Origin of the sequence: Mycobacterium sp. DL99 (assembly GCF_004762045.1) — a bacterium.
Lineage (GTDB): Bacteria > Actinomycetota > Actinomycetes > Mycobacteriales > Mycobacteriaceae > Mycobacterium.
The window spans coordinates 863,673-884,477 of record NZ_SJOM01000007.1; the positions used below are offsets into that span (position 1 = coordinate 863,673).

Here is a 20,805-nt window from a genome sequence, read left to right on the forward strand (position 1 = left end):
CCCCGTACGTCGGTACCGGTGGAGCTTATCGGTCGGTGCACAATAGGCCCATGACACGGATGGGTGATTTGTTGGGGCCGGAACCGGTCTTCCTTCCAGGGGACCCTGAGGCCGAGGACGAATTGGCTGCGGGGGAGAAGGCGGCCGTGGTGGCCGCCGCCCACCCGTCGGCGTCGATCGCCTGGGCGGTACTGGCCGAGAAGGCGCTCGCCGATGACAAGGCCGTCACCGCATACGCGTACGCCCGCACCGGTTATCACCGCGGGCTGGATCAGTTGCGCCGCAACGGCTGGAAGGGGTTCGGCCCGGTGCCGTTCGCCCATGAGCCGAACCAGGGATTCCTGCGGTGCGTGGCCTCGCTGGCCCGGGCCGCCGACGACATCGGCGAGACCGACGAGTTCCAGCGGTGCCTGGATCTGCTCGACGACTGCGATCCGTCGGCGCGGGCCGAGCTCGGCCTGGCCTGAGCCTCAGTCCTTCGCCTCGCACGAGCAGTCGTCTGCTGATTCGGGCGGTTCCACCTGCACGGTGGCGTGAGCCAGGCCCCGGGCGTTGAGTACCGCGCGTGCGTCGTCGAGCACTCGGACGGCGTCGGCATTGCTGGTCAGGTGCGCGGTGACCATGTCCTTCCCGGGGACCAGTGTCCACACGTGCAGATCGTGCACCTCGGTCACACCGTCCACCGATTCGAGCGCAGCTCGGAGTTCCTCGACGTCGATGTGCTGCGGAGAGGATTCGCTGAGAATCCGCAGCGCGGCGCGGGCCAACGCGATGGCCCGGGGCAGCACCCACAGGGCCACCAGGACCGCGACCACCACGTCGGCGTAGGGCCAGCCGGTGGTGACGGTGACGATGCCGGCGACCAGGACTCCGATGCTGCCGACGGTGTCGGCCACGACCTCCATGTAGGCGCCCTTGACGGCCAGGCTGTCCTTGGAGTGCGACCGCAGCATCATCACGACGACGGCGTTGGCGGCCAGGCCCGCCAGGGCCACGACGATCATGGGCACGCCGGGAACGTCGGGAGCATCGCCGAGGCGTTCGAAGGCCTCGTAGAGGATGAAGCCCGCCACTCCCAGCAGGAGGGCGGCATTGGCCACGGCGGTGAAAACCTCTGCTCGGTGCCAGCCGTAGGTGCGGGCCGGCGATGAGCTACCGCGCTTCGCCAGCAGTACCGCGGTCAATCCCATGAACATGGCGACCAGGTCGGTCAGCATGTGGCCGGCGTCGGCGAGCAGTGCGATCGAGTTGATCAGCAGTGCGGTGACCAGCTCGAGGACGAAGAACGCGCTGAGGATCACCGCGGCGAGGATCATCCTGCTGACGCGGGTATCGCTGCTGTGGCTGTGATCGTGGCCGGCACCCATGCCCCGAAATATATGCGGAAATACGCATATGTGGCAAGTGGCGAGGCCACCGTCGGCGACGATGCGTCAGAGCCAGGCGGACCAGAACCGGGTCAGCGCGCTGCCCCACGACACCAGTTGGCTCGGTACTCCCGAGAGGTCGACGAACCAGAAGACCACCGAGAAGAACCAGCGGTTGAGCGTGGGCGTGAACAGCAGGACCATCAGGATGAGGAAACCCCACTGCTTTGCGGGCGCCACCGCTCGTTGGGTGTCGAGGCTCAGGTGTGGTTCCAGTGCGCCGTAGCCGTCCAGCCCGGGGATCGGCAGCAGGTTCAGTACGAGCGCGGTGACCTGCAGAAATCCCAGGAAGGCCAGCCCGGACCAGAAGACCGCGTGGGCCGAGTCGAAGAAGATCCGGGTGACGGCCAGCAGGATCACCGCCAGTACCAGGTTCGCGGCCGGGCCGGCCAGGCTGACCAGGGTTTTCTGTCGGGCCGTCATCCACGAGGTGCGGACGTAGACGGCCCCGCCGGGCAAACCGATGCCGCCCAGCGCGATAAACAGCGCCGGCAACCCCAGCGACAGCAGCGGATGCGAGTACTTGAGCGGGTTCAGCGTCAGATACCCGCGTACCGCGACGTCGTGGTCACCGAACCGCCATGCGGTGAAGGCGTGGCCGAATTCATGCAGGCACAGGGACACCAACCAGCCCGCGATGACCAGGATGAAGACGCCGACGTAGGACAGCGTCGTGCGCTCCATACCGGCGAGCCAGGCCAGCACTCCACCGGCCACAGTGAGCGCGACGACGGCCAGGAATACCGGGCTCGGCCGTACCGATTGATGCAGCGGGCGGATGTTCACGATTCGACGCTACCTGCAGTGTTGGTCGATCAGCCGACTCGCAGCCAACCCTCGGTGTGCCGGTAGAACGTCGAGCGCCGTACCGTCCGCGGCGCGGACACCCCGTCGCGGATCACCTGCGCACCCGGCGTGCCCAGCTGCGCGGCGCGTCCGGCAACCCAGCGCTGGGGCCGGCCACGGTCCGACAGCACGCTCGCGCGCAGGCCCGGCATGTCCAGCGTGGGCTCGACCCGGACGCCCGGTGCCTCGCCGTCGAACAGCACGACGTCGTCGACGATGGCTTCGCCCTGCAGCGGCGCACTGTCGGCCCCGTGCCATTGCGCCGCGCTTACCAGCACTGTTCCCGTCTCGTCGCGGATCAGTGGGACACGCCGGGCCGGGGCGCGAAGTGCGCGGCGCGCCGACCAACTGCCGGTGGCCGCCGCGACCTCGACGTCGAGCCGATCGGTGCGCAGCAGCGCGGTCAGAACGGCGGCCAGATCGGCTTCGCCGCCGGTCACGACCAGTCTGCGGTGCGTTCCGAGGTCGTCGACATCGACCCTCGGCAGGCCGCGGAGCGGGCGCGGAACACGCGCCGTGCCGACCACCGCAACCCCGTCGGAGGTGGTCAAAACTGCTCCTTGTGGTCAGACAAATGTGTTCCTGGCGTGAGCTGGGATAAGGTGACCTACCGGCTGCATCACATTAGTGCGGAAGATTAGGCGGGAGATTACGCCATGCCGGCAATCGTCCTCATCGGCGCCCAGTGGGGCGACGAGGGCAAAGGTAAAGCCACCGATCTGCTCGGTGGACGCGTGCAGTGGGTCGTTCGGTACCAGGGGGGTAACAACGCCGGGCATACCGTCGTCCTGCCCACGGGGGAGAACTTCGCACTGCACCTGATCCCCTCGGGCATCCTGACACCAGGGGTCACCAACGTCATCGGTAACGGCGTGGTGGTCGATCCGGGTGTGCTGCTCACCGAGCTCAAGGGGCTGGAAGATCGCGGCGTCGACACCTCGGGCCTGCTGATCTCCGCCGACGCGCATCTGCTGATGCCGTATCACGTCGCCATCGACAAGGTCGTGGAGCGATACGCGGGCAGCAAGAAGATCGGCACCACCGGACGCGGCATCGGTCCCTGCTACCAGGACAAGATCGCCCGCATCGGCATCCGGGTCGCCGACGTGCTCGACGAGCAGTTGCTGGCCGAGAAGATCGAGGGCGCACTGGAATTCAAGAACCAGGTGCTGGTCAAGATCTACAACCGCAAGGCGCTCGAACCGGCCGAGGTGGTCGAGAATCTGCTCGCCCAGGCCGAAGGCTTCAAACACCGCATCGCCGATTCCAGGCTGCTGCTGAACCAGGCGCTGGAAAGCGGCGAGACCGTGCTGCTGGAGGGGTCGCAGGGCACCCTGCTCGACGTCGACCACGGCACGTACCCGTTCGTCACCTCGTCGAATCCGACGGCCGGCGGCGCTGCGGTCGGTTCCGGGATCGGGCCGACGCGGATCACCACGGTGCTCGGAATCCTCAAGGCCTACACCACTCGTGTCGGGTCCGGTCCGTTCCCGACGGAGCTGTTCGACGAGCACGGCGCCTACCTGGCCAAGACCGGCGGCGAGGTCGGCGTGACCACCGGCCGGGCCCGGCGCTGCGGCTGGTTCGACGCGGTGATCGCGCGCTATGCGACCCGGGTCAACGGCATCACCGACTACTTCCTGACCAAGCTCGACGTGCTGTCCAGCTTGGAGACCGTGCCGGTGTGCGTCGGCTACAAGGTCGACGGCAAGCGCACCAACGAGATGCCCATGACGCAGTCCGACATTCACCGCGCCGAGCCGATCTACGAGGAGCTGCCCGGTTGGTGGGAGGACATCTCGGCCGCGCGTGAGTTCTCTGATCTGCCCGCCAAGGCGCAGGACTACGTGCTGCGGCTGGAAGAGCTTGCCGGCGCCCATGTTTCGTGCATCGGCGTGGGTCCGGGCCGCGAGCAGACGATCGTGCGACGTGACATCTTGGCCGCCAAGTGAGCGACGAACCATCGGTCTTCGAACAGCACGGCGGTTTCCCGGTTTTCGAAGCCGCCGACCCGGGTCCCGGATTCGGGCGGTTCCTGACCGCGATGCGTCGCGTCCAGGATCTCGCGGTATCGGCCGACCCTGACAGCGACACCTGGGACGACGCGGCCAACCGGGCCGAGGAACTCGTCAAACTGCTCGACCCGTACGAGGCGGCGGAGGGTGTGGGCCCGGCCAACCGGGTGCCGTCCCTGCCAGGTGCGGGCAGCTTGCTGATGGCGCCGTGGACCATGTCGAAGTTCGAGCCCGAGGGCGTCGAATTGCACGTGCAGTTCAGCCGGTTCCACGTCGGCGGCAACTATGCGGTGCACGGTGGTGTGCTGCCGTTGCTGTTCGACTCGGTGTTCGGCATGGTGATCCACGCGGCGGGCCGGCCGATCAGCCGCACGGCTTTCCTGCATGTGGACTACCGCAAGGTGACGCCGATCGACACGGTGCTGACCGCCCGCGGTTGGGTGCGTGAGTCCGAGGGGCGCAAGGCATTCGTGAACGCCGAACTGCGTGACCCGGACGAGAATCTGCTGGCCGAGGCCCATGGACTGATGCTCAGATTGTTGCCCGGCCAGCCCTGAGCCGTGTCACGATGACGCGGTGACCACGCCACTTCAGTTGCACCGCCTGTCGACGCCGCGTGCAGCAGCGTTCGCCGGCGTGTTGTTCGCGCTGCTGTTCGGTGCGGCCCTCGTATTGATCCGCACCGCGTTGCCCGAAGGGGCCGAGCCCGGTTCGCAATGGGTCGACGGCGCAACTACTCGACTGCGGGTCGCGTCGGTGTTGATGCCGTTCGCCGGTATCGCGTTCCTGTGGTTCATCGGGGTGGTGCGTGACGGCTTCGGCCGCTACGAGGACCGGTTCTTCTCGTCGGTGTTCCTCGGCAGCGGAATCCTGTTTCTGGCGATGATGTTCGTTTCATCGGCCGTCGGTGCCGGGTTGATCGCCAGCCGGGCGGGGATCACCGACGCCACCGCCTACAGCCACGTCGCCACGTTCGGACAGATGGTGTTGATGGCGCTGAGTAAGACCTACGGCGTCCGAATGGCGGCGGTGTTCATGATGTCGCTGGCGACGATCTGGTTGAAGACGGGTCTGATGCCACGTCCGCTGGTGTACACGACTTACCTTGTCGCACTGGGCCTTCTGATCGCCGGCGATGTCAGCATGTGGATAGTTCTGGCGTTCCCGCTCTGGGTGCTCGCCGTCAGTGTGCTGATCCTGATCCGGGCCGGGGTGATCGACCTGCATGGCGAGCGAGAGCATCCCGCACAGCCCGAGGGGTGATCGCCCACGGTTGTCGGTGGGTGGTGGCATACTCGAACGTATGTTCGAGACCGTGTCGGATGTGGAGCTGATCGACAGGATCAGTGCCAGGGCGCGGGCGGAGTCGGTGGCGATCGCGGGCCGGTTGGCAGCGATCGGGGCGTTGGACAGCCTGCGGGAACAGGAGTTGGTCGAAAGCATTTTGTGGCGGACTGATCCGTTCGAAGAAGTGGCCGCGGAGGTGTCGGCGGCGTTGCGGATCAGTCGGGGTCGGGCCGGTACCCAGGTTCACCATGCCCGGGTGTTGCGGGACAAGCTGCCGTTGGTGGCGGCACGGTTCGCGGTCGGGGATATCGACTATCGGGTGGTGTGCACGATCATTGCCCGCACCGGCATCGTGGACCAAGCGGTGTGGGCCGGGTTGGATGCCGAACTGGCGGCGCGGGCACACAGATGGATGCGGTTCTCGCAGCGGCAGTTGCGCGATCGGGTGGATCAGTGGATCGCCAAGCTGGATCCGAATGGGGTGCGGGTGCCGCCGGATGTGGCTGAGGAGCGGTTCGTGCAGATCGAGGCGGGCAGCCCGGGCAAGGCGACGGTGTGGGCCAACCTGGATGCCGTCGACGGGGCAGCGTTGGATCAACGCCTGAACGCGCTGGCGGCGACGGTGTGTGAGCACGATCCGCGGACCCGTGAGCAGCGCCGCGCGGATGCGGTGGGGCCGTTGGCCCGATTGGAATCCCAACTGCCCTGCCGGTGTGGTCGTGACGAGTGCCCCGCGGCGCAGAAGCGGGCCGCGGCCGATGCGGCGGTGGTTCATGTGCTGGCCGATCGGGCTACCGTCGATGGCAGCTCGGATGATCCGGGATATCTACCGGGGCATGGGATCCTGCCCGCCGAGTCGGTGCGTGACCTCGCGGCCACGGCGAAGATCAAGCCGCTGCACGTGCCGGCCGGGCCGGACCAACCCAGCGAGCCGGGTGATGCGTCTGATGGGTCTGAGCCTGGCTATCGCCCATCGGTGGCGCTCTCGGAGTTTATCCGCTGGCGGGACCTGACGTGCCGCTTCCCGGGCTGCGATGCCCCGGTCGAGCGCTGCGACATCGACCACACGATGCCCTATCCGCTGGGGCCCACGCATCCGTCGAACAACAAGCTCTACTGCCGCGCCCACCACTTGGTCAAGACGTTCTGCGCGGGCTGGTCGGACCGTCAATTGCCCGATGGCACCGTCGAATTCACCGCACCGACGGGGCACACCTATGTCACCGAACCGCACGGCGCCGGCATGTTCCCGACCCTCGCGCAACCCACTGGGGAGCTGAACCTTCCCGAACCGCCGGCCCACCACCCGAACCGGGGCGCGAGGATGCCGACCCGCCGCCAAACCCGCGAGCAGGACCGCCGAGACCGGATCAACGCCGAACGATGCCTACGCGCCGAACTCAACACCGACCTCGACATCGAACGCCAATACCAAGCCTGGCTCGCCGAAAAATACGGACCACCCCCACCCTTCTGAGCGGTATCGCCCGCTTCACTCCCCGGTGAGCTTCAATGCCGACGCGGGGCACAGCTTGACGGCCTGGCGCGCCTGGTCGATCTGATCGTCGGGCACTTCGTCGACGAGGACTTCGACCACACCGTCCTCGTCCTGGTCGAAGATGACGTCAGAGATCATCACGCAGTTGCCCGATGCGATGCAGGCGTCCTGATCTGCTTCTACTTTCATGGCATTCACCACGTTACCGCCAACGATTTCAACCCGTAGATGAAGTGAAAAGACCGGTACTGCACCGCTTCGAACGGTTCCGCGAGCGTCAAGGTGGGGAATCGCCGCAGCAGGGCCGGGAAGGCGATCCGCATCTCCATGCGGGCCAGCGGGGCGCCGAGGCAGTGGTGCACGCCATGGCCGAAGGCCAGATGTCCGGGTGCGCCGCGGCGGATGTCGAGCACGTCAGGGCTGTCGATGAAGTTGGGGTCCCGGTTGCCTGCGGGCAGTGAGGCGAAGACCAACTCGCCCGCGCCAATCCGCACGCCGGCCACCTCGACGTCGGTGGTGGTGAAGCGGGGGATGGCGTTCTGCACGATGGACAGCCAACGAAGGAGTTCCTCGACGGCGGGGCCGACGGCTTCCGGGTCGTCGCGCATCGCGGCCAGCTGTTCGGGGTGGCGCAACAGTGCGAGGGCGCCCAGGCCCAGCATGTTCGACGTGGTTTCGTGTCCGGCGAGCAGCAGCAGCCCGGCGATGCCGACGAGTTCGTCGTCGGACAACTCGGCGCCGTGGTCGCGGATCAGCATGCCCAGGATGTCCTCGCCTGGGGCGTGGCGGGCCCGTTCGACGAGGCCGCGCATGTAGTCACGGCTCTGCTGTTGCAGCGCAAGGCGTTCCGCGATGGGCAGGGACAGGTCGAGCTGGAGCGTCGAGCGGTGCTGGAAGTCGTCTCGGTCCTCGTAGGGCACCCCGAGCAGTTCGCAGATCACCAGCGACGGGATGGGGAGCGCGAAGTCGGCCACCAGATCCGACGGTGGGCCGGCCGCGGCCATCGCATCGAGCCGGGCGGCGACGATCTCGACGATGCGCGGTTCGAGTCGCTTCATCCGGCGGATGGTGAACTCGGCGGTGAGCATGCGGCGCAACCGTTGGTGCTCGGGTGGGTCGAGGCCCAGCAGGTTGCCGGCCCGTGCGCTGGCCAGCTCCTCTTCGGACATCTCGGGCGCCCCGGGCAGGGTGAAGCCCGGTGGCCTGCTGTTGGAGAACCGTTCGTGGTCACTGAGCACCGCCTTGACGTCCTCGTGGCGGGTGATCAGGTGCACCGGGTTGCCGAGCGCGCTGATGACGGTGCGTACGCCGTCGGTCTCGCGGATCTCGCTCAGATCGGACGTCGGGTCGAAGGCGTTGCGCCGCATGTGCAGGGGCAGGGTGACCGGCTCAGTCATGCTTCGACGCTACGCGCGCCCGAGGAAGTCCCTGATCAGCGTATTGGCGAGGGCGGGATTCTCCAGGGCGGCCAGGTGTGCGACGCCGTCGAGAACTACGAACTCGGCGCCGGGGATGGAATCGGCCATGGCCTTGGTCTCGGAGAGGGGGAACGTCGCGTCCTCGGCGCCGGCGACCACGAGCACCGGGGTTCGTACCTGTGAGAGCAGGGCCCGCTGATCCGGGCGTCGCGGCACCACGCTTTGCACCGCCCATGCGCTCGAGTCGATGTCGACCCGGTGCGCGGCGTCGCCGACGAATGCGACGACTTCCGGGCGTACCCGCATCGATGTCGGCCCCAGGAACGCCTTGAGCACTGACCGGGTGAGGGGGCCGCGAATGCCGTTGAGCACTTTTGCCGCGCGGAGCAGCAGCCCGTATTCGAACCGTTGACGCCGGCCGGCAGCCGACGCTGTGCAGTTCATCAACACGGCCCGGCCGATGCGGTTCGGGTACAGCGCCGCGAATGTCCCGCCGATCATTCCGCCCCACGAGTTGCCGACGAAATGCGTGCGTTCGACCCCCACGCCGTCGAGGATGTCGGCGACGGTATCTGCGCAGTCGGCGAAACTGAATGGCGCGGTCAGCTTTTCGCTGCCGCCGTGGCCGGGTGGGTCGACCACGATGACCCGGTAGGTGGTGCCGAACTCGGCTGCCTGCGCGGCCCACATGTCGCCCGTCATCAACAGGCTCGGCCAGAACAGGATCGCCTCACCCTGACCTGTGACCTGAACCCGGAGCCGGCCGAGCTTGGTCGGCAGCGTCAACTCCTCCACGTGCGACATGGTAGGCAGCCCTAGTGCTCGGCGTTCAGGCCCGGCCACCAGATCCGCGGGCCGATCAACGTGAACAGCGCCGGGATGATCACCGTGCGCACCACGAACGTGTCGAGCAGGATGCCCAGTCCGACGATGATGCCCAGCTGCGTCAGCACGATCAGCGGCAGTACGCCCAGCACGCAGAACACCGCCGCCAGCACCACACCGGCACTGGTGATCACCGCGCCGGTGGCCGACACCGCGCGCACGATGCCTTGGCGTGTGCCGTATTCCGGGGTCTCCTCGCGGGCCCGCGTCACCAGGAAGATCGTGTAGTCCACTCCGAGCGCCACCAGGAACAGGAACGCGAACAGCGGGGTGCTGTTGTCCAGTGCCGGGAAGCCGAACAAATGCACGCTGGCCCAGCCGCCCAGGCCGAGTGCGGCCAGCGCGCTGAGCACGGTGACCCCGACCAGCACCAGTGGTGCGAACGCCGAGCGCAGCAGCACGTAGAGCACTGCCAGAACCACCGCCAGGATCGCCGGGATCACCACGAGCCGGTCGCGCTTGGCTGCCGCGGCGGCATCCCTGGCCTGGGCGTCGGACCCGCCCACGACCGCGGTCGGGTCGGCGGACCGGACCGAATCACGCAGCGCGTCAATGGTTTCGAACGCCTCATCGGAGGCGGGTTCGGCCTTGAGCACCACGGACCACTGTGTCAGCCCGGTCTGCGACTGACCGGCGGGGTTGGCGGAGACGACGCCGGGGGTGTCGGTGATCGCCCGCTGTACCTCACCTGCCTTGGCGGTGGAGGCGATGACGCGAGTGGGGTCGGTCAGGCCGCTCGGGAAATGCGCGGCCAGTGTCTGGTATCCGGTCACCGATTCGGCCTGCACCCGGAACTGCTCGGTCTGGGTCAGCCCGATCGGCGTGGCCAGCAGGGCGGTGCACAGCACGGCCAGGCCGGCCAGCGAGGCCACCGCGACGCGGGCGGGCTTGCGCGCCACGGAGTCCGCAATCCGGTGCCAGACACCGCTTTCCGTCAGCGGCGTGGCGCCGACCTTGGGGATGAAGGGCCAGAACAACCGCTTGCCGCACAGGGCGAGCAGCGGCGGCAACACGACAAGGACGAAGATCGCGGCGACCACCAGGCCCGATGCGGCCTGCACGCCGAGGCTGCGGTTGCTCGGTGCGGAGGCGAACAGCAGGGTCAGCAGGGCCAGCACCACGGTGGCGTTACTCGCCACGATCGCCGGGGCGGCGGCACGTACCGCAACCACCAGGGCTTCGCGGTGCTGCTCGGTGCGCCCGAGCTCCTCCCGGTACCGCGAAATCAACAGCAACGCATAGTTGGTGCCCGCACCGAATACGAGCACGCTCGTGATGCCCGATGTCGAACCGTCCGGGCTGAGGCCGAATCCGGAGGCCACCGCGGTCCCGACGACGGCGCCGACACGGTCGGCGAAAGCGATCACCAGCAGCGGCACCAGCCACAGCACCGGCGAGCGGTAGGTGATGATGAGCAGCAGCGCCACCACGGTCGCGGTCACCGCGAGCAATGTGATGTTCGCTCCGGCAAACGAATTGGCAATGTCGGCACCGAACGCCGGGCCACCGGTGATCTCGGCCCGCAGCCCGGGCGGCAAGCCGCTGGCAGCGGTCGCGCGCAGATCCTTCACCGCGTCGTTGAGACCGAAACCGGACAGGTCGGCCTTCAACGGCACCGTGGCCACTGCCGCCTTGCCGTCGTCGGCGACCACCACGGGCGGTCCGGGCGAACCGGTCATCCGGTGGCGCGCATCGGCGGTGGCGTCGACGTCGGCCATGGTGAGCTCACCGCCGTCGGTACGGGTCACCACCAGGATCGCCGGAACCTGATCTCCGCCGGGGAAATCGGCCCGCAGGGCGTCGGCCCGGGCCGATTCGGCGTCGGACGGAACGGCGACCGGCGACTGGGAGGCGGCGTCGCCTCCGCTCAGCAGGCCCAGCAGTCCGCCGGAGACGACCACGACCAGTACGGCCAGCCACGCCAAACGCCTAATCACGGTTCAGTGTCGCCTCTTCCAGATCGAGACCGCGCAGCACGGTGCGCAGTACTTCATCGTCGATGTGCCCGGCATCGCGCTCGGCGATGAATGTCTGCCGTTCGGCGGCAAGCATTTCCAACCGTAGACGGCGGAAGGCTGAGGCGGGGCTCTCTCCGATGTCGTCTTCGCCGCGGCCCAGCCGTTCCCAGGCGGCATTGCGGCGCCGGGTATTCCAGGCCCGCAGGATCTCGCCGGCGCGTTCGGGTACGTCACTGCCGGGGGTTTGTTCGGAGAGCAGTTCGTCGAGCCGGGCCGCGGCGGCCCGGGCCGCCCGGTCCTGTGCGGCCGCGGTTGCGATCGCGTCGGCATGCTCCTCGTTGCCCTGCACCCCGAGCACCCTGATGAACCACGGCAGCGTCAAACCGTGCAGCAACAGCGTGCCGACCACGACGACGAAGGTCAGGAACACCAACTGCGGGCGGCCGGGGAACGGGTCACCGGACAGCGTCGTGGCCGGGACGGCGAACGCCGCGGCGAGCGAGACGACCCCGCGCATGCCCGCCCAAGCCAGGATGAACACCTGCCCCGGGGTCGGCATCGGTTCACGGGCCCGCACCTTCTTGGACAGCAGCCGCGGCAGATAGGCGAAGCAGTACACCCAGATGATCCGCACCATGATCACCGACGTGAGCACCGCCGCCGACGAGATCGCCAGGGTGGCCGCCGAGATCCCGGTGAGTTCGCCGATCACCTTGGGCAGTTGCAGCCCGATCAGGAAGAAGGCGAACGACTCGAGCACCAGCTGCAATGCCTTCCACACCGCAGAGTCCTGTAGCCGGGTCGCGTAGCCGGCGTCGGTCTCGCGCTGTCCCAGCAGCAATGCCGCCACCACCACGGCGATCACCCCGGAGCCGTGCACTTCTTCGGCCACGAGGTAGATCGTGAAAGGTGCCACCAGGCCGATGGCGCTCTCCACCAGCGGATCGTCGAGCCTGGTCCGGATGTAGTGCACCACCATGCCCAGCGTGACGCCGACCACCACACCGCCGACTGCGGCCAGGGCAAAGGTGCCGAGACCGCGTGCCCAGGTGGCCGATGCGCCTATTGCGGCTGCCAGCGCCACCTTGTACGCGGTGAGCGCGGTGGCGTCGTTGAGCAGGCTCTCCCCGCCGAGCAGCGTCATGATGCGGCGCGGCAGCCCGAGCCGGCGGCCGACTGCGGTCGCCGACACGGCGTCGGGCGGCGCCACGATGGCGCCCAGGGTGAGTGCGGCGGCGATGGTGAGCTCGGGCACGGTGTGAAACGCGACCACGCCGACGACCACTGTCGTGGCCAACGGCAGACCGATCGCCAACAGCCCGATCGTCCTGACGTTCTTGCGCATCGCCAGGTAGCTGCTCTCCAGTCCCGCCGACCACAGCAGCGGCGGCAGGATCACGAAGAGCACCAGGTCGGGATCCAGGTGCACGTCGTCGAAGCCCGGTATCGCGCTGCTGGCCAGCCCGGCCACCACCAGCGCCAGCGGTGCCGAGACGTCGAAGCGGCGGGCCACGGCGGCCAGCAGAATTGCGGCGACCAGTGCCGCCAGGAGTGAGGCACCCACGTTGTCGTTCCTCCTTCGTGTGCCGTGCCTATCCTTGATCAACATGTTGAGGAGATCACGCCGACGGGAGCAGAATCCGGCGCCTCGCACCTGCGAACATCTCGAGGCAGCGGTCGACGAGCCGCAACCGTTGACCCCCGGTCGCTGCCAGGAATGCGAGGAAGACGGCGAGAACAACTGGGCGCATCTTCGGATGTGCCTGGCCTGCGGCCACGTCGGTTGCTGTGACTCGAGCCCGCATCAGCATGCCACCAAGCACTTTCAGCAGAGCGGTCATCCGGTCATGCGTTCGGCGGAACCCGGCGAGAGTTGGCGTTGGTGCTATATCGACCATCGAGTCGGGTGACGATCTGGCAGGCTGGTGCGTGCGATGAGTGAATCGATTGAGGACGCGCAGACCGATGACCTGACAGACGATCAGGTCGACGGCGCCGAAGATGCTCCGGCCGAGGCCGCGAACGACGGATCAGAAGCCGGCGCCGGTAAGCCCACGGACCCTGCGGCGACAGTGCTGCTGCTGGGTTCGGGTGACCTGAGCCGTGAGCTCGCGCTGGCGTTCCAGCGGCTGGGCGGCGTCGTGGTGGCCGCCGACCGGTACTACGCGCCCGCACACAGCGTCGCGGACCGCTCGGCGGTGATCAAGATGAACGACGCCGAGGAACTCACCGCGCTGATCGAGCGGGAGAAGCCGCGTTACGTGGTGGCCGAGTCGGGCGTCATCGCCGCCGACGCATTGGTCGCCGTGGCCGAGCGGGGCGACATCGAGGTTCTGCCGGCCCCGCGCAGCATCCGGCTCAGCCAGGACCGGGAGGGGCTGCGCCGGCTGGCATCGGACGAGCTGGGCCTGCCTACGGTGCCGTTCTGGTTCGCCGGGTCGGTCGAGGAGCTGACCGCGGTGGCCGAGCATGCCGGCTTCCCGCTGGTGGTCAAGCCGGTGATGGGCGCCCAGCGCGACGGCGAGTCGGTGCTGCTCCGTCCCGACGACGTCGAGCCGGCCTGGCAGCGTGCCACCACCGCCGGACACATCGCTCAGAACCGGGTGCTGGCCGAGTCCGTCGTCGAGGTCGAATACGAGATCACGATGCTGACTGTGCGCACCACCGGTCCGACCGGGCCCGGCGTGCAGTTCTGCGAGCCGATCGGGCACCGGCAGGTGGGGAGCGACGTGCTGGAGTCCTGGCAGCCTCAGCCGCTGTCGCCGGCGGCGCTCGATGCCGCGAAGTCGATCTCCGCGCGGATCGTCAACTCACTGGGCGGTCGCGGGGTTTTCGGGGTTGAGCTGCTGGTTCAGGGCGATGACGTGTACTTCTCCGATGTGCGGATCCGTCCGCACGACAGCGGGCTGGTGACGCTCCGGTCGCAGCGGTTGTCGGAGTTCGAGATGCATGCCAGGGCGATCCTGGGCCTGGCGGTGGACACCATCATGATCTCCCCGGCGGCTGCCGAGGTCACCTACGGTGGGGCCGACGCCGGCGAGCCGTCGGCCGACATCAGCACGGTGCTGGCCGAAGCGCTTGCCACGTCGGAGAGCGATGTGCGGCTGTTCGGTCGCCCGGGCGAATCCGACGCTCCTCGCCGCCTCGGGGTCGCGTTGGCCACCGCGCCTGACGTGATCATCGCCCGTGACCGTGCCCGCCGCGTCGGCACCGCGCTGCGCAAGCTGTGGTAGGTCGGGATATGGCTGAGGACACAGAAGGCACCGAGTTTTCGCAATCCGATCGGCCCACGATGGCGCCGTTCCTGGGGGCGTTGGCCGTCATTGTGCTCGTGGTGATCGTTGTCGTTCTGCTCAACGTCTTCGGCACCGACGGGCGCAGCGAGGAGCAGAAGGTGAGCCTCGCGGCGGTCGGCCAGAATGACGCGCTGCAGCGGGAGAACTTCGGCGAATTCTCGGACTACACCTGCACCGTCCAGCGTGGGGCCGAGGCAGATTTCATTGCCCGGCAGCGTGATTCGGTGGCCAGGCAGGGCGCCAGGTATGTGGACGACGTGACGGAGGTCAAGGTCGAGGGGGATCGGGCCACCGCGACGGTGGTCTACCACTTCGGTAACACCCCCGACGCCAAGGTGAACACCGAGACGTCGTTCGTGCGTGAGGACGGCCAATGGCGCGTCTGTTCGAGTATGGGAGACTCACGCCCGTGAGCTATGCAGGAGACATCACGCCTGAGGAGGCCTGGAAACTTCTGAGTGAGAATTCCGAGGCCGTGCTGGTGGATTGTCGTACCGACGCCGAATGGCGCTTCGTCGGCGTGCCGGATCTGTCCACCCTCGAGCGTGACGTGGTCTACGTGGAATGGAACCGGAACGACGGCAGCCATAACGATGCGTTCGTCGACGATCTTCAGGCCTCCGGCGTGACGCCGGGCGAACGGCCGGTGGTTTTCCTGTGTCGCTCCGGCAACCGTTCGATCGGCGCTGCCGAGGCCGCCACCGCGGCGGGCATCGGGCCGTCCTACAACATCCTCGACGGATTCGAGGGCAATCTCGACGAGCACCGCCACCGCGGCGGTACCGGCTGGAAGGCCGTCGGTCTGCCTTGGAAACAGAGCTGAGAGCCGCATGACCGACATCCCATCTGTCCGGATCCCGGCTGCGCTGCCCGAGGGCGTCAGCCAGGCCACCATCGGTGTGCGCGGCGGTCTGCTGCGGTCGGAGTTCGAGGAAACCGCCGAGGCGATGTACCTGACCTCGGGCTACGTCTACGAGACCGCCGCTGCGGCCGAGAAGGCGTTCACCGGCGAGATCGACCGCTTCGTGTATTCGCGCTACGGCAACCCGACCATCTCGATGTTCGAGGAGCGCTTGCGCCTGATCGAGGGTGCACCCGCGTGCTTCGCCACTGCCACCGGCATGGCGGCGGTATTCACCGCGTTGGGGGCGTTGTTGGGGGCCGGCGACCGCCTGGTGGCCGCCCGCAGCCTGTTCGGGTCGTGCTTCGTGGTGTGTAGCGAGATCCTGCCGCGTTGGGGCGTGGAGACGGTGTTCGTCGACGGTGACGACCTCTCGCAGTGGGAAGAGGCACTGTCGGTCCCGACCCAGGCGGTCTTCTTCGAGACGCCGTCCAACCCGATGCAGTCCCTGGTGGATATCGCCGCGGTGTCCGAGCTGGCGCATGCTGCCGGCGCAAAGGTGGTGCTGGACAACGTCTTTGCCACTCCGCTTCTGCAGCAGGGCATGCCGCTCGGTGCGGATGTGGTGGTGTACTCCGGCACCAAGCACATCGACGGTCAGGGCCGGGTGCTCGGCGGGGCGATCCTCGGTGACAAGGAGTTCATCGACGGTCCGGTGCAGAAGCTCATGCGTCACACCGGCCCGGCGATCAGCGCCTTCAATGCCTGGACGTTGCTGAAAGGCCTTGAGACGCTTGCGGTCCGGGTGGATTACTCGAACCGTTCGGCGCACATTGTGGCTGAGTTCCTGGAGTCCAAGGCCGGCGTGAACTGGGTGAAATACCCGTTCCTGGAGTCGCATCCGCAGTACGACCTGGCCCAGCGGCAGATGCGCGGCGGCGGCACCGTGGTCACCTTCGAGCTGGACGGCGGCAAGGACCGCGCCTTCGAGGTGCTCGACAAGCTGCGCGTCATCGACATCTCCAACAACCTGGGCGATGCCAAGTCCCTGATCACCCATCCGGCCACCACCACACACCGGGCCATGGGCCCGGAGGGGCGCGCGGCCATCGGGCTCGGCGACGGCGTGGTCCGCATCTCCGTCGGTCTGGAAGGCACCGAGGACCTGATCGCCGACCTGGACCAGGCGCTGGGCTAGCCCGTGTCACGCGGATCCGACGAGAAGAAGGCCCGCCGCCGCAAGCGGCAGGCCGTCCGGAGTGTGAACCGGGTGTCGGCGGAGTCCGTCGACGAACTGGCGGACATCCCCGACGCTGTGGTCGCCGATCTGGCCGAGTTCGACGAGCGAATCACGCAGCGCGGCTGGGAGTTCGACGAGGAACAGTCGGACGACGACTACGCCGTGTGGTTCTACGAGCCGTCCGGGGCTCAGGTCCAGGACGGCCTCGCGGTGACCTCACTGTGGCTGGATGCGGCCGAGGACGGCGAGATCGTGCGGGTGGTGTTCGTCGGCAGCGTCGAGCGCTACGAATTCACCCATGAGGAATTGCTCGACGGCGCCCTCGATGTGATCGAGGGCTACCGTCACGGAGCCGAGCTGCCGACCTTCGGCTAGGTCTTCCCGTCGGAGTCGATGACGCCCCGGGCTGACTGGGCCCGGTCCTCGTAGCTCTTGCGCTTGGCGGCGTCGAACTCAAGGAACACGCTGTCCAGGCCCAGCTTCTTGTTCATCCAGCGCCGGCCCTTGGGCGGCAGCATCTGGGCGGCCTGCGCGGTGAAACGCAGGGGCGGCGGCACCGACACGTGGGTCTTCGGCTTGTCGAGCGTCTTGATGATCGCGGCGGCGATGTCCTCGGGCTCGACCGGCTTGATCGCCCCGCTGGACTTGGTGCCCGCGATCAGATCGGTATTGGTGAACGGCGGCATGACCACCGACACGTCCACTCCGTGCGGGGCCATTTCGTCGGCCAGCGCGGTGGTCAGTCCGACCACGGCGTACTTCGCGCCGACGTAGACCACCTGGCCGGGCAGGGGGATCAGTCCCGACAGCGACGCGATGTTGATCACGTGGCCGCTGCGGCGCTTCACCATCTCGGGCAATGCCAACTGGCAACCGGTGAGCACGCCGTAGACGTTGACCTCGATGGATGACCGGATCGCCTGCTCGGACTGCTCCAGGAACGGGCCGATCGGCATGACGCCGGCGTTGTTGATCAGCACATCGATGTGCCCGCCGCCGTCGGTGCGGGCCTTGTCCAGGAACGTCGCGAACGATTCGCGGTCGGTGACGTCGAGCGGGTAGCCGGACACCGGGCCGAGCTTGCCCAACTCGACGACAGCCGCCTCCTGAAGCGCCACGTCACGGTCGCCGATCACGACGCGGGCGCCCCGGGCCAGCAGGGCCTTGGCAGTGGCGTAACCGATGCCGCGCGCGGCGCCGGTGATCGCGATGGTCTTGCCCCTGATGTTGTCCATGGCGGCGAACTTTACACGTGTCAAGTTTTGCGCGGAAGGGGGTGGCCGAGGCCGCGTAGTCTGGGCGGGCGTGATGGTGAATGGCACTGACCAGCAGGCAGTTACCGAGACGGTTGAAGACTTCTCCGAACGGATGACCTCGGCGATCGACAGCGCGGGCCTGGTCCTGCTGATGAGCCTCGGCCATCAGACCGGGCTGTTCGACGCGATGGCGAACCTGCCGTCGGCAACCAGCGCCGAGATCGCCGACGCAGCCGGCCTCGACGAACGCTACGTCCGTGAATGGCTCGGCGGGATGGCCGCGGCGCGGGTGGTCGACTACGACGCGGAGTCCTCGACGTATCGGTTGCCCGGTCACCGTGCCGCGGCGCTGACGCGCGACGCCGGCCTGGGCAATCTGGCGCGCCTGGCCCAGTACGTCCCGCTGATGTGCGAAGTCGAACAGAAGATCCTCGGCTGCTTCCGCGACGGGGGCGGTCTGAGCTATGACGACTATCCGCGCTTCCACACCGTGATGGCCGAACGCAGTGGAGAGGTTTTCGACGCCGCCCTGCTCAGTTCCGTGCTGCCATTGGTCGATGGCCTTCCGCGACGGCTCGAGAGCGGAATCGACGTCGCCGATTTCGGATGTGGCAGTGGGTACGCGATCGGCCTGATGGCCCGGGCCTATCCGGCCAGCCGATTCACCGGTATCGACTTCTCGGCGGAAGCGGTCGGCACCGGGGCCGCCGATGCGGCGCAACGTGGTTTGACCAATGTCTCGTTCCTGCCTGCCGACCTGGCCGACCTGGACCAGACCGCGGCGTACGACCTCGTCACCGCCTTCGACGCGATCCACGACCAGGCGCAGCCGGCTCGGGTACTGGAGAACATCCATCGCTCCCTGCGGCCGGGGGGAGTCCTGGTGATGGCCGACATCAAGGCTTCCAGCCGGCTGGAGGACAACATCGGCGCCGCGATGAGCACGTATCGCTACGCGGTTTCGCTGACGCACTGCATGTCGGTCTCGCTCGGCCTGGGAGGCGCCGGGCTGGGGACGATGTGGGGCAGGCAGTTGGCCGTGTCGATGCTGACCGACGCTGGATTCACCGATGTGGAAGTCACCGAGATCGAGCAGGACCCGGCGAACTACTACTACCTCGCCAGGAAATGAGCGGCTCGGCAGGGTTTTGTTCAGGCTGAGCCTGTGGGCATATCCCGGCCGGCACTGTGCGTTGAAGCAGGCGTGAATGTCGGAACGGTGGTTAAGTCAGCCCCCGTGAGTGGTGTGCGGTTTGCCGCGGTCGGCCTGGATGATCCACTGGCCGCCCCGCTGCTGGCCGAGTTGTCGGTGGAGTACTCGGGGCGCTACGGCGGAACACCCGAACAGATGATGGTTTGGCTGCGCGGGAAGTCCGCCGACGAGTTCGCCCCGCCCGGCGGTGGCCTGTACATCGGGGTGCTCGACGGCGTGCCGGTGACCGGCGGGGCATTCACCCGATTCGACGCCGACACCGCCGAGCTCAAACGCATCTGGACCGACAGTCGCTATCGGCAGCGGGGATACGCCAGGGTGCTGCTGGCCCACCTCGAAAGCGAGATCGCCGCACGCGGGTACCGGCGGGTCTATCTGACGACGGGTCACCTCCAGCCCGAGGCTGAAGCGCTCTACGACTCGGCGGGCTACCGCCGGCTGATCGCCCCGATGCCGGCTGAGGGGGAGGGGGCGGTCTGTCCGATCGCCTTCGAGAAGGAGCTGTCGAGGGAGGACGGCACATGACGGTGCCGCTATCGATTCTCGACCTGGCTCCCATCAGTGCCGGCAGCGACGCGGTGACCGCACTGCGCAATACCGTCGACCTGGCTCAGCGCGCCGAACAGTGGGGCTTTCAACGGTATTGGGTCGCCGAGCATCATTTCGTATCGGTGGCCAGCTCGTCACCCGCCGTTCTGGTGGGGCAGATCGCCGCGGCCACCGAACGGATCAGGGTCGGCACCGCCGCCGTGCAACTCGGCCACACGACCGCCGTCGCCGTGGTGGAGAGCTTCGGCACACTGACCGCGTTCCATCCCGGCCGGATCGATCTGGGGGTGGGCCGCTCGGGGCAGAAACGCGCCGAAGCGGTGCGGGACAAACCCCGTGAGCCACGGCCGCCGAGGGAGTGGCACGAGGTCGACGGAGTGGTGGTCCCGGCTCCGTACGATGTCAGCGCGCTGATGCGGGACCCGCAGGTGCGGTCCCGGATGGCGGTGTTGCAGCAACCCGAAGCCGTCACACCGGATTTCGCCGAACAGCTGGATGACATCCTGGCCATGCTCGCCGGCCGCTACGAGCTGGGCACAGCCGTGCCCGGCGCCGGCGCCGGCCTGACCCCGTGGGTGTTCGGCAGCAGCAAGGGACAGAGCGCCCGCGTCGCCGCCGCGCGTGGGCTGCCGTTCGTGGCGAGTTATCACATCACCCCGGCCACCGCGCTGGAGGCAATCGAGGTGTACCGCAACGGATTCACCCCGTCGGAGTACCTGTCCGAGCCGTACGTGGCGGTATCGGCCGACGTGGTGGTGGCCGAGGATGAAGCCACCGCGCGGTATCTGGCGTCCAGCTACGGCCACTGGGTGTACTCGATCCGGGCCGGCGGCGGCGCGATTCCCTACCCGGATCCGGCCGACTGCGGACCGCTGTCCGACGAACAGCTGGAGGTGGTCCGGGACCGTACCGCAACGCAATTCGTCGGAGACCCCGATCAGGTGGCCGCGCGGCTGGCGGCCCTCCAACGGGTGAGCGGGGCGGACGAACTCGTCATCACCTCGGTGACGCACCGGCACGAGGACCGTTTGCGCTCCCACCGGCTGATAGCGCAGCGGTGGGGCGGTTAGCGGCTA

General features: G+C 67.7%; 23 protein-coding genes. 14 read left to right on the forward strand and 9 right to left on the reverse strand.

The features are described from left to right. The first annotated feature begins 50 nt into the window (after nt 1–50). Nucleotides 51–467 carry a DUF3151 domain-containing protein gene (locus tag EYZ64_RS04215; RefSeq protein ID WP_167857701.1) on the forward strand — a complete coding sequence of 139 codons (417 nt, stop codon included), beginning with the start codon at nt 51–53 and terminating at the stop codon, nt 465–467. Between the two features lie 3 nt (nt 468–470). Here the strand turns inward: EYZ64_RS04215 and EYZ64_RS04220 are convergent, their stop codons facing one another. The 3 genes from EYZ64_RS04220 to EYZ64_RS04230 form a co-directional block, all read right to left on the reverse strand. After that, nucleotides 471–1,367 (reverse strand): cation diffusion facilitator family transporter, encoded by an 897-nt coding sequence (locus EYZ64_RS04220; RefSeq protein ID WP_135452088.1) that lies wholly within the window; start codon nt 1,365–1,367, stop codon nt 471–473. A 66-nt stretch (nt 1,368–1,433) separates the two neighbouring features. Then, nucleotides 1,434–2,213, reverse strand: coding sequence for a site-2 protease family protein (locus EYZ64_RS04225; protein WP_135452090.1), 780 nt, complete (start codon nt 2,211–2,213; stop codon nt 1,434–1,436). A gap of 29 nt (nt 2,214–2,242) precedes the next feature. Continuing rightward, entirely contained in the window at nt 2,243–2,824 is a 582-nt protein-coding gene (locus EYZ64_RS04230; protein WP_135452092.1) for a hypothetical protein, read from the reverse strand. A gap of 105 nt (nt 2,825–2,929) precedes the next feature. Between EYZ64_RS04230 and EYZ64_RS04235 the strand changes: the two genes are divergently transcribed. The 4 genes from EYZ64_RS04235 to EYZ64_RS04250 are packed head-to-tail and all read left to right on the forward strand — an operon-like array spanning nt 2,930 to nt 7,052. Then, the gene (locus EYZ64_RS04235) at nt 2,930–4,225 is read left to right on the forward strand and encodes an adenylosuccinate synthase (RefSeq protein ID WP_135452093.1); all 1,296 of its coding nucleotides are present in this window, start codon (nt 2,930–2,932) and stop codon (nt 4,223–4,225) included. After that, on the forward strand, nt 4,222–4,845 hold the full coding sequence (locus EYZ64_RS04240; RefSeq protein ID WP_135452095.1) for a PaaI family thioesterase: 624 nt from the start codon (nt 4,222–4,224) through the stop codon (nt 4,843–4,845). Before EYZ64_RS04235 ends, EYZ64_RS04240 begins: the two co-directional genes overlap by 4 nt. A 19-nt stretch (nt 4,846–4,864) precedes the next feature. Continuing rightward, entirely contained in the window at nt 4,865–5,551 is a 687-nt protein-coding gene (locus EYZ64_RS04245; RefSeq protein WP_502702934.1) for a hypothetical protein, read from the forward strand. Between the two features lie 40 nt (nt 5,552–5,591). After that, on the forward strand, nt 5,592–7,052 hold the full coding sequence (locus EYZ64_RS04250; RefSeq protein ID WP_135452097.1) for an HNH endonuclease signature motif containing protein: 1,461 nt from the start codon (nt 5,592–5,594) through the stop codon (nt 7,050–7,052). A gap of 15 nt (nt 7,053–7,067) precedes the next feature. On the opposite strand, the gene EYZ64_RS04255 is transcribed toward EYZ64_RS04250, so the two are convergent. Genes EYZ64_RS04255 through EYZ64_RS04275 form a run of 5 tightly spaced genes read right to left on the reverse strand, consistent with a single transcriptional unit; the run spans nt 7,068 to nt 12,898 of the window. Further along, nucleotides 7,068–7,262 (reverse strand): ferredoxin, encoded by a 195-nt coding sequence (locus EYZ64_RS04255; RefSeq protein WP_077740216.1) that lies wholly within the window; start codon nt 7,260–7,262, stop codon nt 7,068–7,070. Nucleotides 7,263–7,267: 5 nt separating this feature from the next. Further along, on the reverse strand, nt 7,268–8,470 hold the full coding sequence (locus EYZ64_RS04260) for a cytochrome P450 (RefSeq protein WP_135452099.1): 1,203 nt from the start codon (nt 8,468–8,470) through the stop codon (nt 7,268–7,270). Nucleotides 8,471–8,479: 9 nt separating this feature from the next. Beyond that, nucleotides 8,480–9,295, reverse strand: a complete 816-nt coding sequence (locus EYZ64_RS04265) for an alpha/beta fold hydrolase (RefSeq protein ID WP_135452101.1) — start codon at nt 9,293–9,295, stop codon at nt 8,480–8,482. A gap of 11 nt (nt 9,296–9,306) precedes the next feature. After that, nucleotides 9,307–11,313: an MMPL family transporter gene (locus tag EYZ64_RS04270; protein WP_167857702.1), complete on the reverse strand. Its 2,007-nt coding sequence runs from the start codon at nt 11,311–11,313 to the stop codon at nt 9,307–9,309. Then, nucleotides 11,306–12,898 (reverse strand): Na+/H+ antiporter, encoded by a 1,593-nt coding sequence (locus tag EYZ64_RS04275; protein ID WP_135452103.1) that lies wholly within the window; start codon nt 12,896–12,898, stop codon nt 11,306–11,308. The genes EYZ64_RS04270 and EYZ64_RS04275 overlap by 8 nt, the downstream gene beginning before the upstream one ends. Before the next feature lie 43 nt (nt 12,899–12,941). On the opposite strand from EYZ64_RS04275, the gene EYZ64_RS04280 reads away from it, so the two are divergent. The 6 genes from EYZ64_RS04280 to EYZ64_RS04305 are packed head-to-tail and all read left to right on the forward strand — an operon-like array spanning nt 12,942 to nt 17,086. Further along, on the forward strand, nt 12,942–13,244 hold the full coding sequence (locus EYZ64_RS04280; RefSeq protein ID WP_135452105.1) for a UBP-type zinc finger domain-containing protein: 303 nt from the start codon (nt 12,942–12,944) through the stop codon (nt 13,242–13,244). A 24-nt stretch (nt 13,245–13,268) separates the two neighbouring features. After that, nucleotides 13,269–14,567 carry a formate-dependent phosphoribosylglycinamide formyltransferase gene (gene purT / locus EYZ64_RS04285; RefSeq protein ID WP_135452108.1) on the forward strand — a complete coding sequence of 433 codons (1,299 nt, stop codon included), beginning with the start codon at nt 13,269–13,271 and terminating at the stop codon, nt 14,565–14,567. 8 nt (nt 14,568–14,575) lie between these two features. Beyond that, complete coding sequence (locus EYZ64_RS04290) at nt 14,576–15,043, forward strand: Rv0361 family membrane protein (RefSeq protein ID WP_135452110.1); 468 nt, start codon at nt 14,576–14,578, stop codon at nt 15,041–15,043. Further along, nucleotides 15,040–15,453, forward strand: a complete 414-nt coding sequence (locus EYZ64_RS04295) for a rhodanese-like domain-containing protein (protein WP_135452112.1) — start codon at nt 15,040–15,042, stop codon at nt 15,451–15,453. The genes EYZ64_RS04290 and EYZ64_RS04295 overlap by 4 nt, the downstream gene beginning before the upstream one ends. Before the next feature lie 7 nt (nt 15,454–15,460). Continuing rightward, nucleotides 15,461–16,669, forward strand: a complete 1,209-nt coding sequence (locus EYZ64_RS04300) for an O-succinylhomoserine sulfhydrylase (protein ID WP_135452114.1) — start codon at nt 15,461–15,463, stop codon at nt 16,667–16,669. Nucleotides 16,670–16,672: 3 nt separating this feature from the next. Next, on the forward strand, nt 16,673–17,086 hold the full coding sequence (locus EYZ64_RS04305; RefSeq protein WP_135452116.1) for a hypothetical protein: 414 nt from the start codon (nt 16,673–16,675) through the stop codon (nt 17,084–17,086). Here EYZ64_RS04305 and EYZ64_RS04310 read toward each other — a convergent pair. Beyond that, entirely contained in the window at nt 17,083–17,946 is an 864-nt protein-coding gene (locus tag EYZ64_RS04310; protein WP_135452117.1) for an SDR family oxidoreductase, read from the reverse strand. The two genes, EYZ64_RS04305 and EYZ64_RS04310, sit on opposite strands and share 4 nt — an antisense overlap. 73 nt (nt 17,947–18,019) lie before the next feature. On the opposite strand from EYZ64_RS04310, the gene EYZ64_RS04315 reads away from it, so the two are divergent. From EYZ64_RS04315 to EYZ64_RS04325, 3 genes are all read left to right on the forward strand, one after another. Next, the gene (locus EYZ64_RS04315; protein WP_135452120.1) at nt 18,020–19,099 is read left to right on the forward strand and encodes a class I SAM-dependent methyltransferase; all 1,080 of its coding nucleotides are present in this window, start codon (nt 18,020–18,022) and stop codon (nt 19,097–19,099) included. A 105-nt stretch (nt 19,100–19,204) separates the two neighbouring features. Then, a complete protein-coding gene (locus EYZ64_RS04320; RefSeq protein ID WP_135452122.1) occupies nt 19,205–19,705 on the forward strand; it encodes a GNAT family N-acetyltransferase in 501 nt (166 codons plus the stop codon). Then, nucleotides 19,702–20,799, forward strand: coding sequence for an LLM class flavin-dependent oxidoreductase (locus tag EYZ64_RS04325; protein WP_135452124.1), 1,098 nt, complete (start codon nt 19,702–19,704; stop codon nt 20,797–20,799). Before EYZ64_RS04320 ends, EYZ64_RS04325 begins: the two co-directional genes overlap by 4 nt. The last annotated feature ends 6 nt before the right edge of the window (nt 20,800–20,805 follow it).

Bases quoted from the DNA above. Each gene is read 5' to 3' on its own strand.
- EYZ64_RS04215 (WP_167857701.1), top strand. From the start codon at position 51: ATGACACGGATGGGTGATTTGTTGGGGCCGGAACCGGTCTTCCTTCCA.
- EYZ64_RS04220 (WP_135452088.1), bottom strand. From the start codon at position 1,367: ATGGGTGCCGGCCACGATCACAGCCACAGCAGCGATACCCGCGTCAGC.
- EYZ64_RS04235 (WP_135452093.1), top strand. From the start codon at position 2,930: ATGCCGGCAATCGTCCTCATCGGCGCCCAGTGGGGCGACGAGGGCAAA.
- EYZ64_RS04250 (WP_135452097.1), top strand. From the start codon at position 5,592: ATGTTCGAGACCGTGTCGGATGTGGAGCTGATCGACAGGATCAGTGCC.
- EYZ64_RS04255 (WP_077740216.1), bottom strand. From the start codon at position 7,262: ATGAAAGTAGAAGCAGATCAGGACGCCTGCATCGCATCGGGCAACTGC.
- EYZ64_RS04260 (WP_135452099.1), bottom strand. From the start codon at position 8,470: ATGACTGAGCCGGTCACCCTGCCCCTGCACATGCGGCGCAACGCCTTC.
- EYZ64_RS04265 (WP_135452101.1), bottom strand. From the start codon at position 9,295: ATGTCGCACGTGGAGGAGTTGACGCTGCCGACCAAGCTCGGCCGGCTC.
- EYZ64_RS04280 (WP_135452105.1), top strand. From the start codon at position 12,942: ATGTTGAGGAGATCACGCCGACGGGAGCAGAATCCGGCGCCTCGCACC.
- purT (WP_135452108.1), top strand. From the start codon at position 13,269: ATGAGTGAATCGATTGAGGACGCGCAGACCGATGACCTGACAGACGAT.
- EYZ64_RS04290 (WP_135452110.1), top strand. From the start codon at position 14,576: ATGGCTGAGGACACAGAAGGCACCGAGTTTTCGCAATCCGATCGGCCC.
- EYZ64_RS04300 (WP_135452114.1), top strand. From the start codon at position 15,461: ATGACCGACATCCCATCTGTCCGGATCCCGGCTGCGCTGCCCGAGGGC.
- EYZ64_RS04310 (WP_135452117.1), bottom strand. From the start codon at position 17,946: ATGGACAACATCAGGGGCAAGACCATCGCGATCACCGGCGCCGCGCGC.
- EYZ64_RS04315 (WP_135452120.1), top strand. From the start codon at position 18,020: ATGGTGAATGGCACTGACCAGCAGGCAGTTACCGAGACGGTTGAAGAC.
- EYZ64_RS04325 (WP_135452124.1), top strand. From the start codon at position 19,702: ATGACGGTGCCGCTATCGATTCTCGACCTGGCTCCCATCAGTGCCGGC.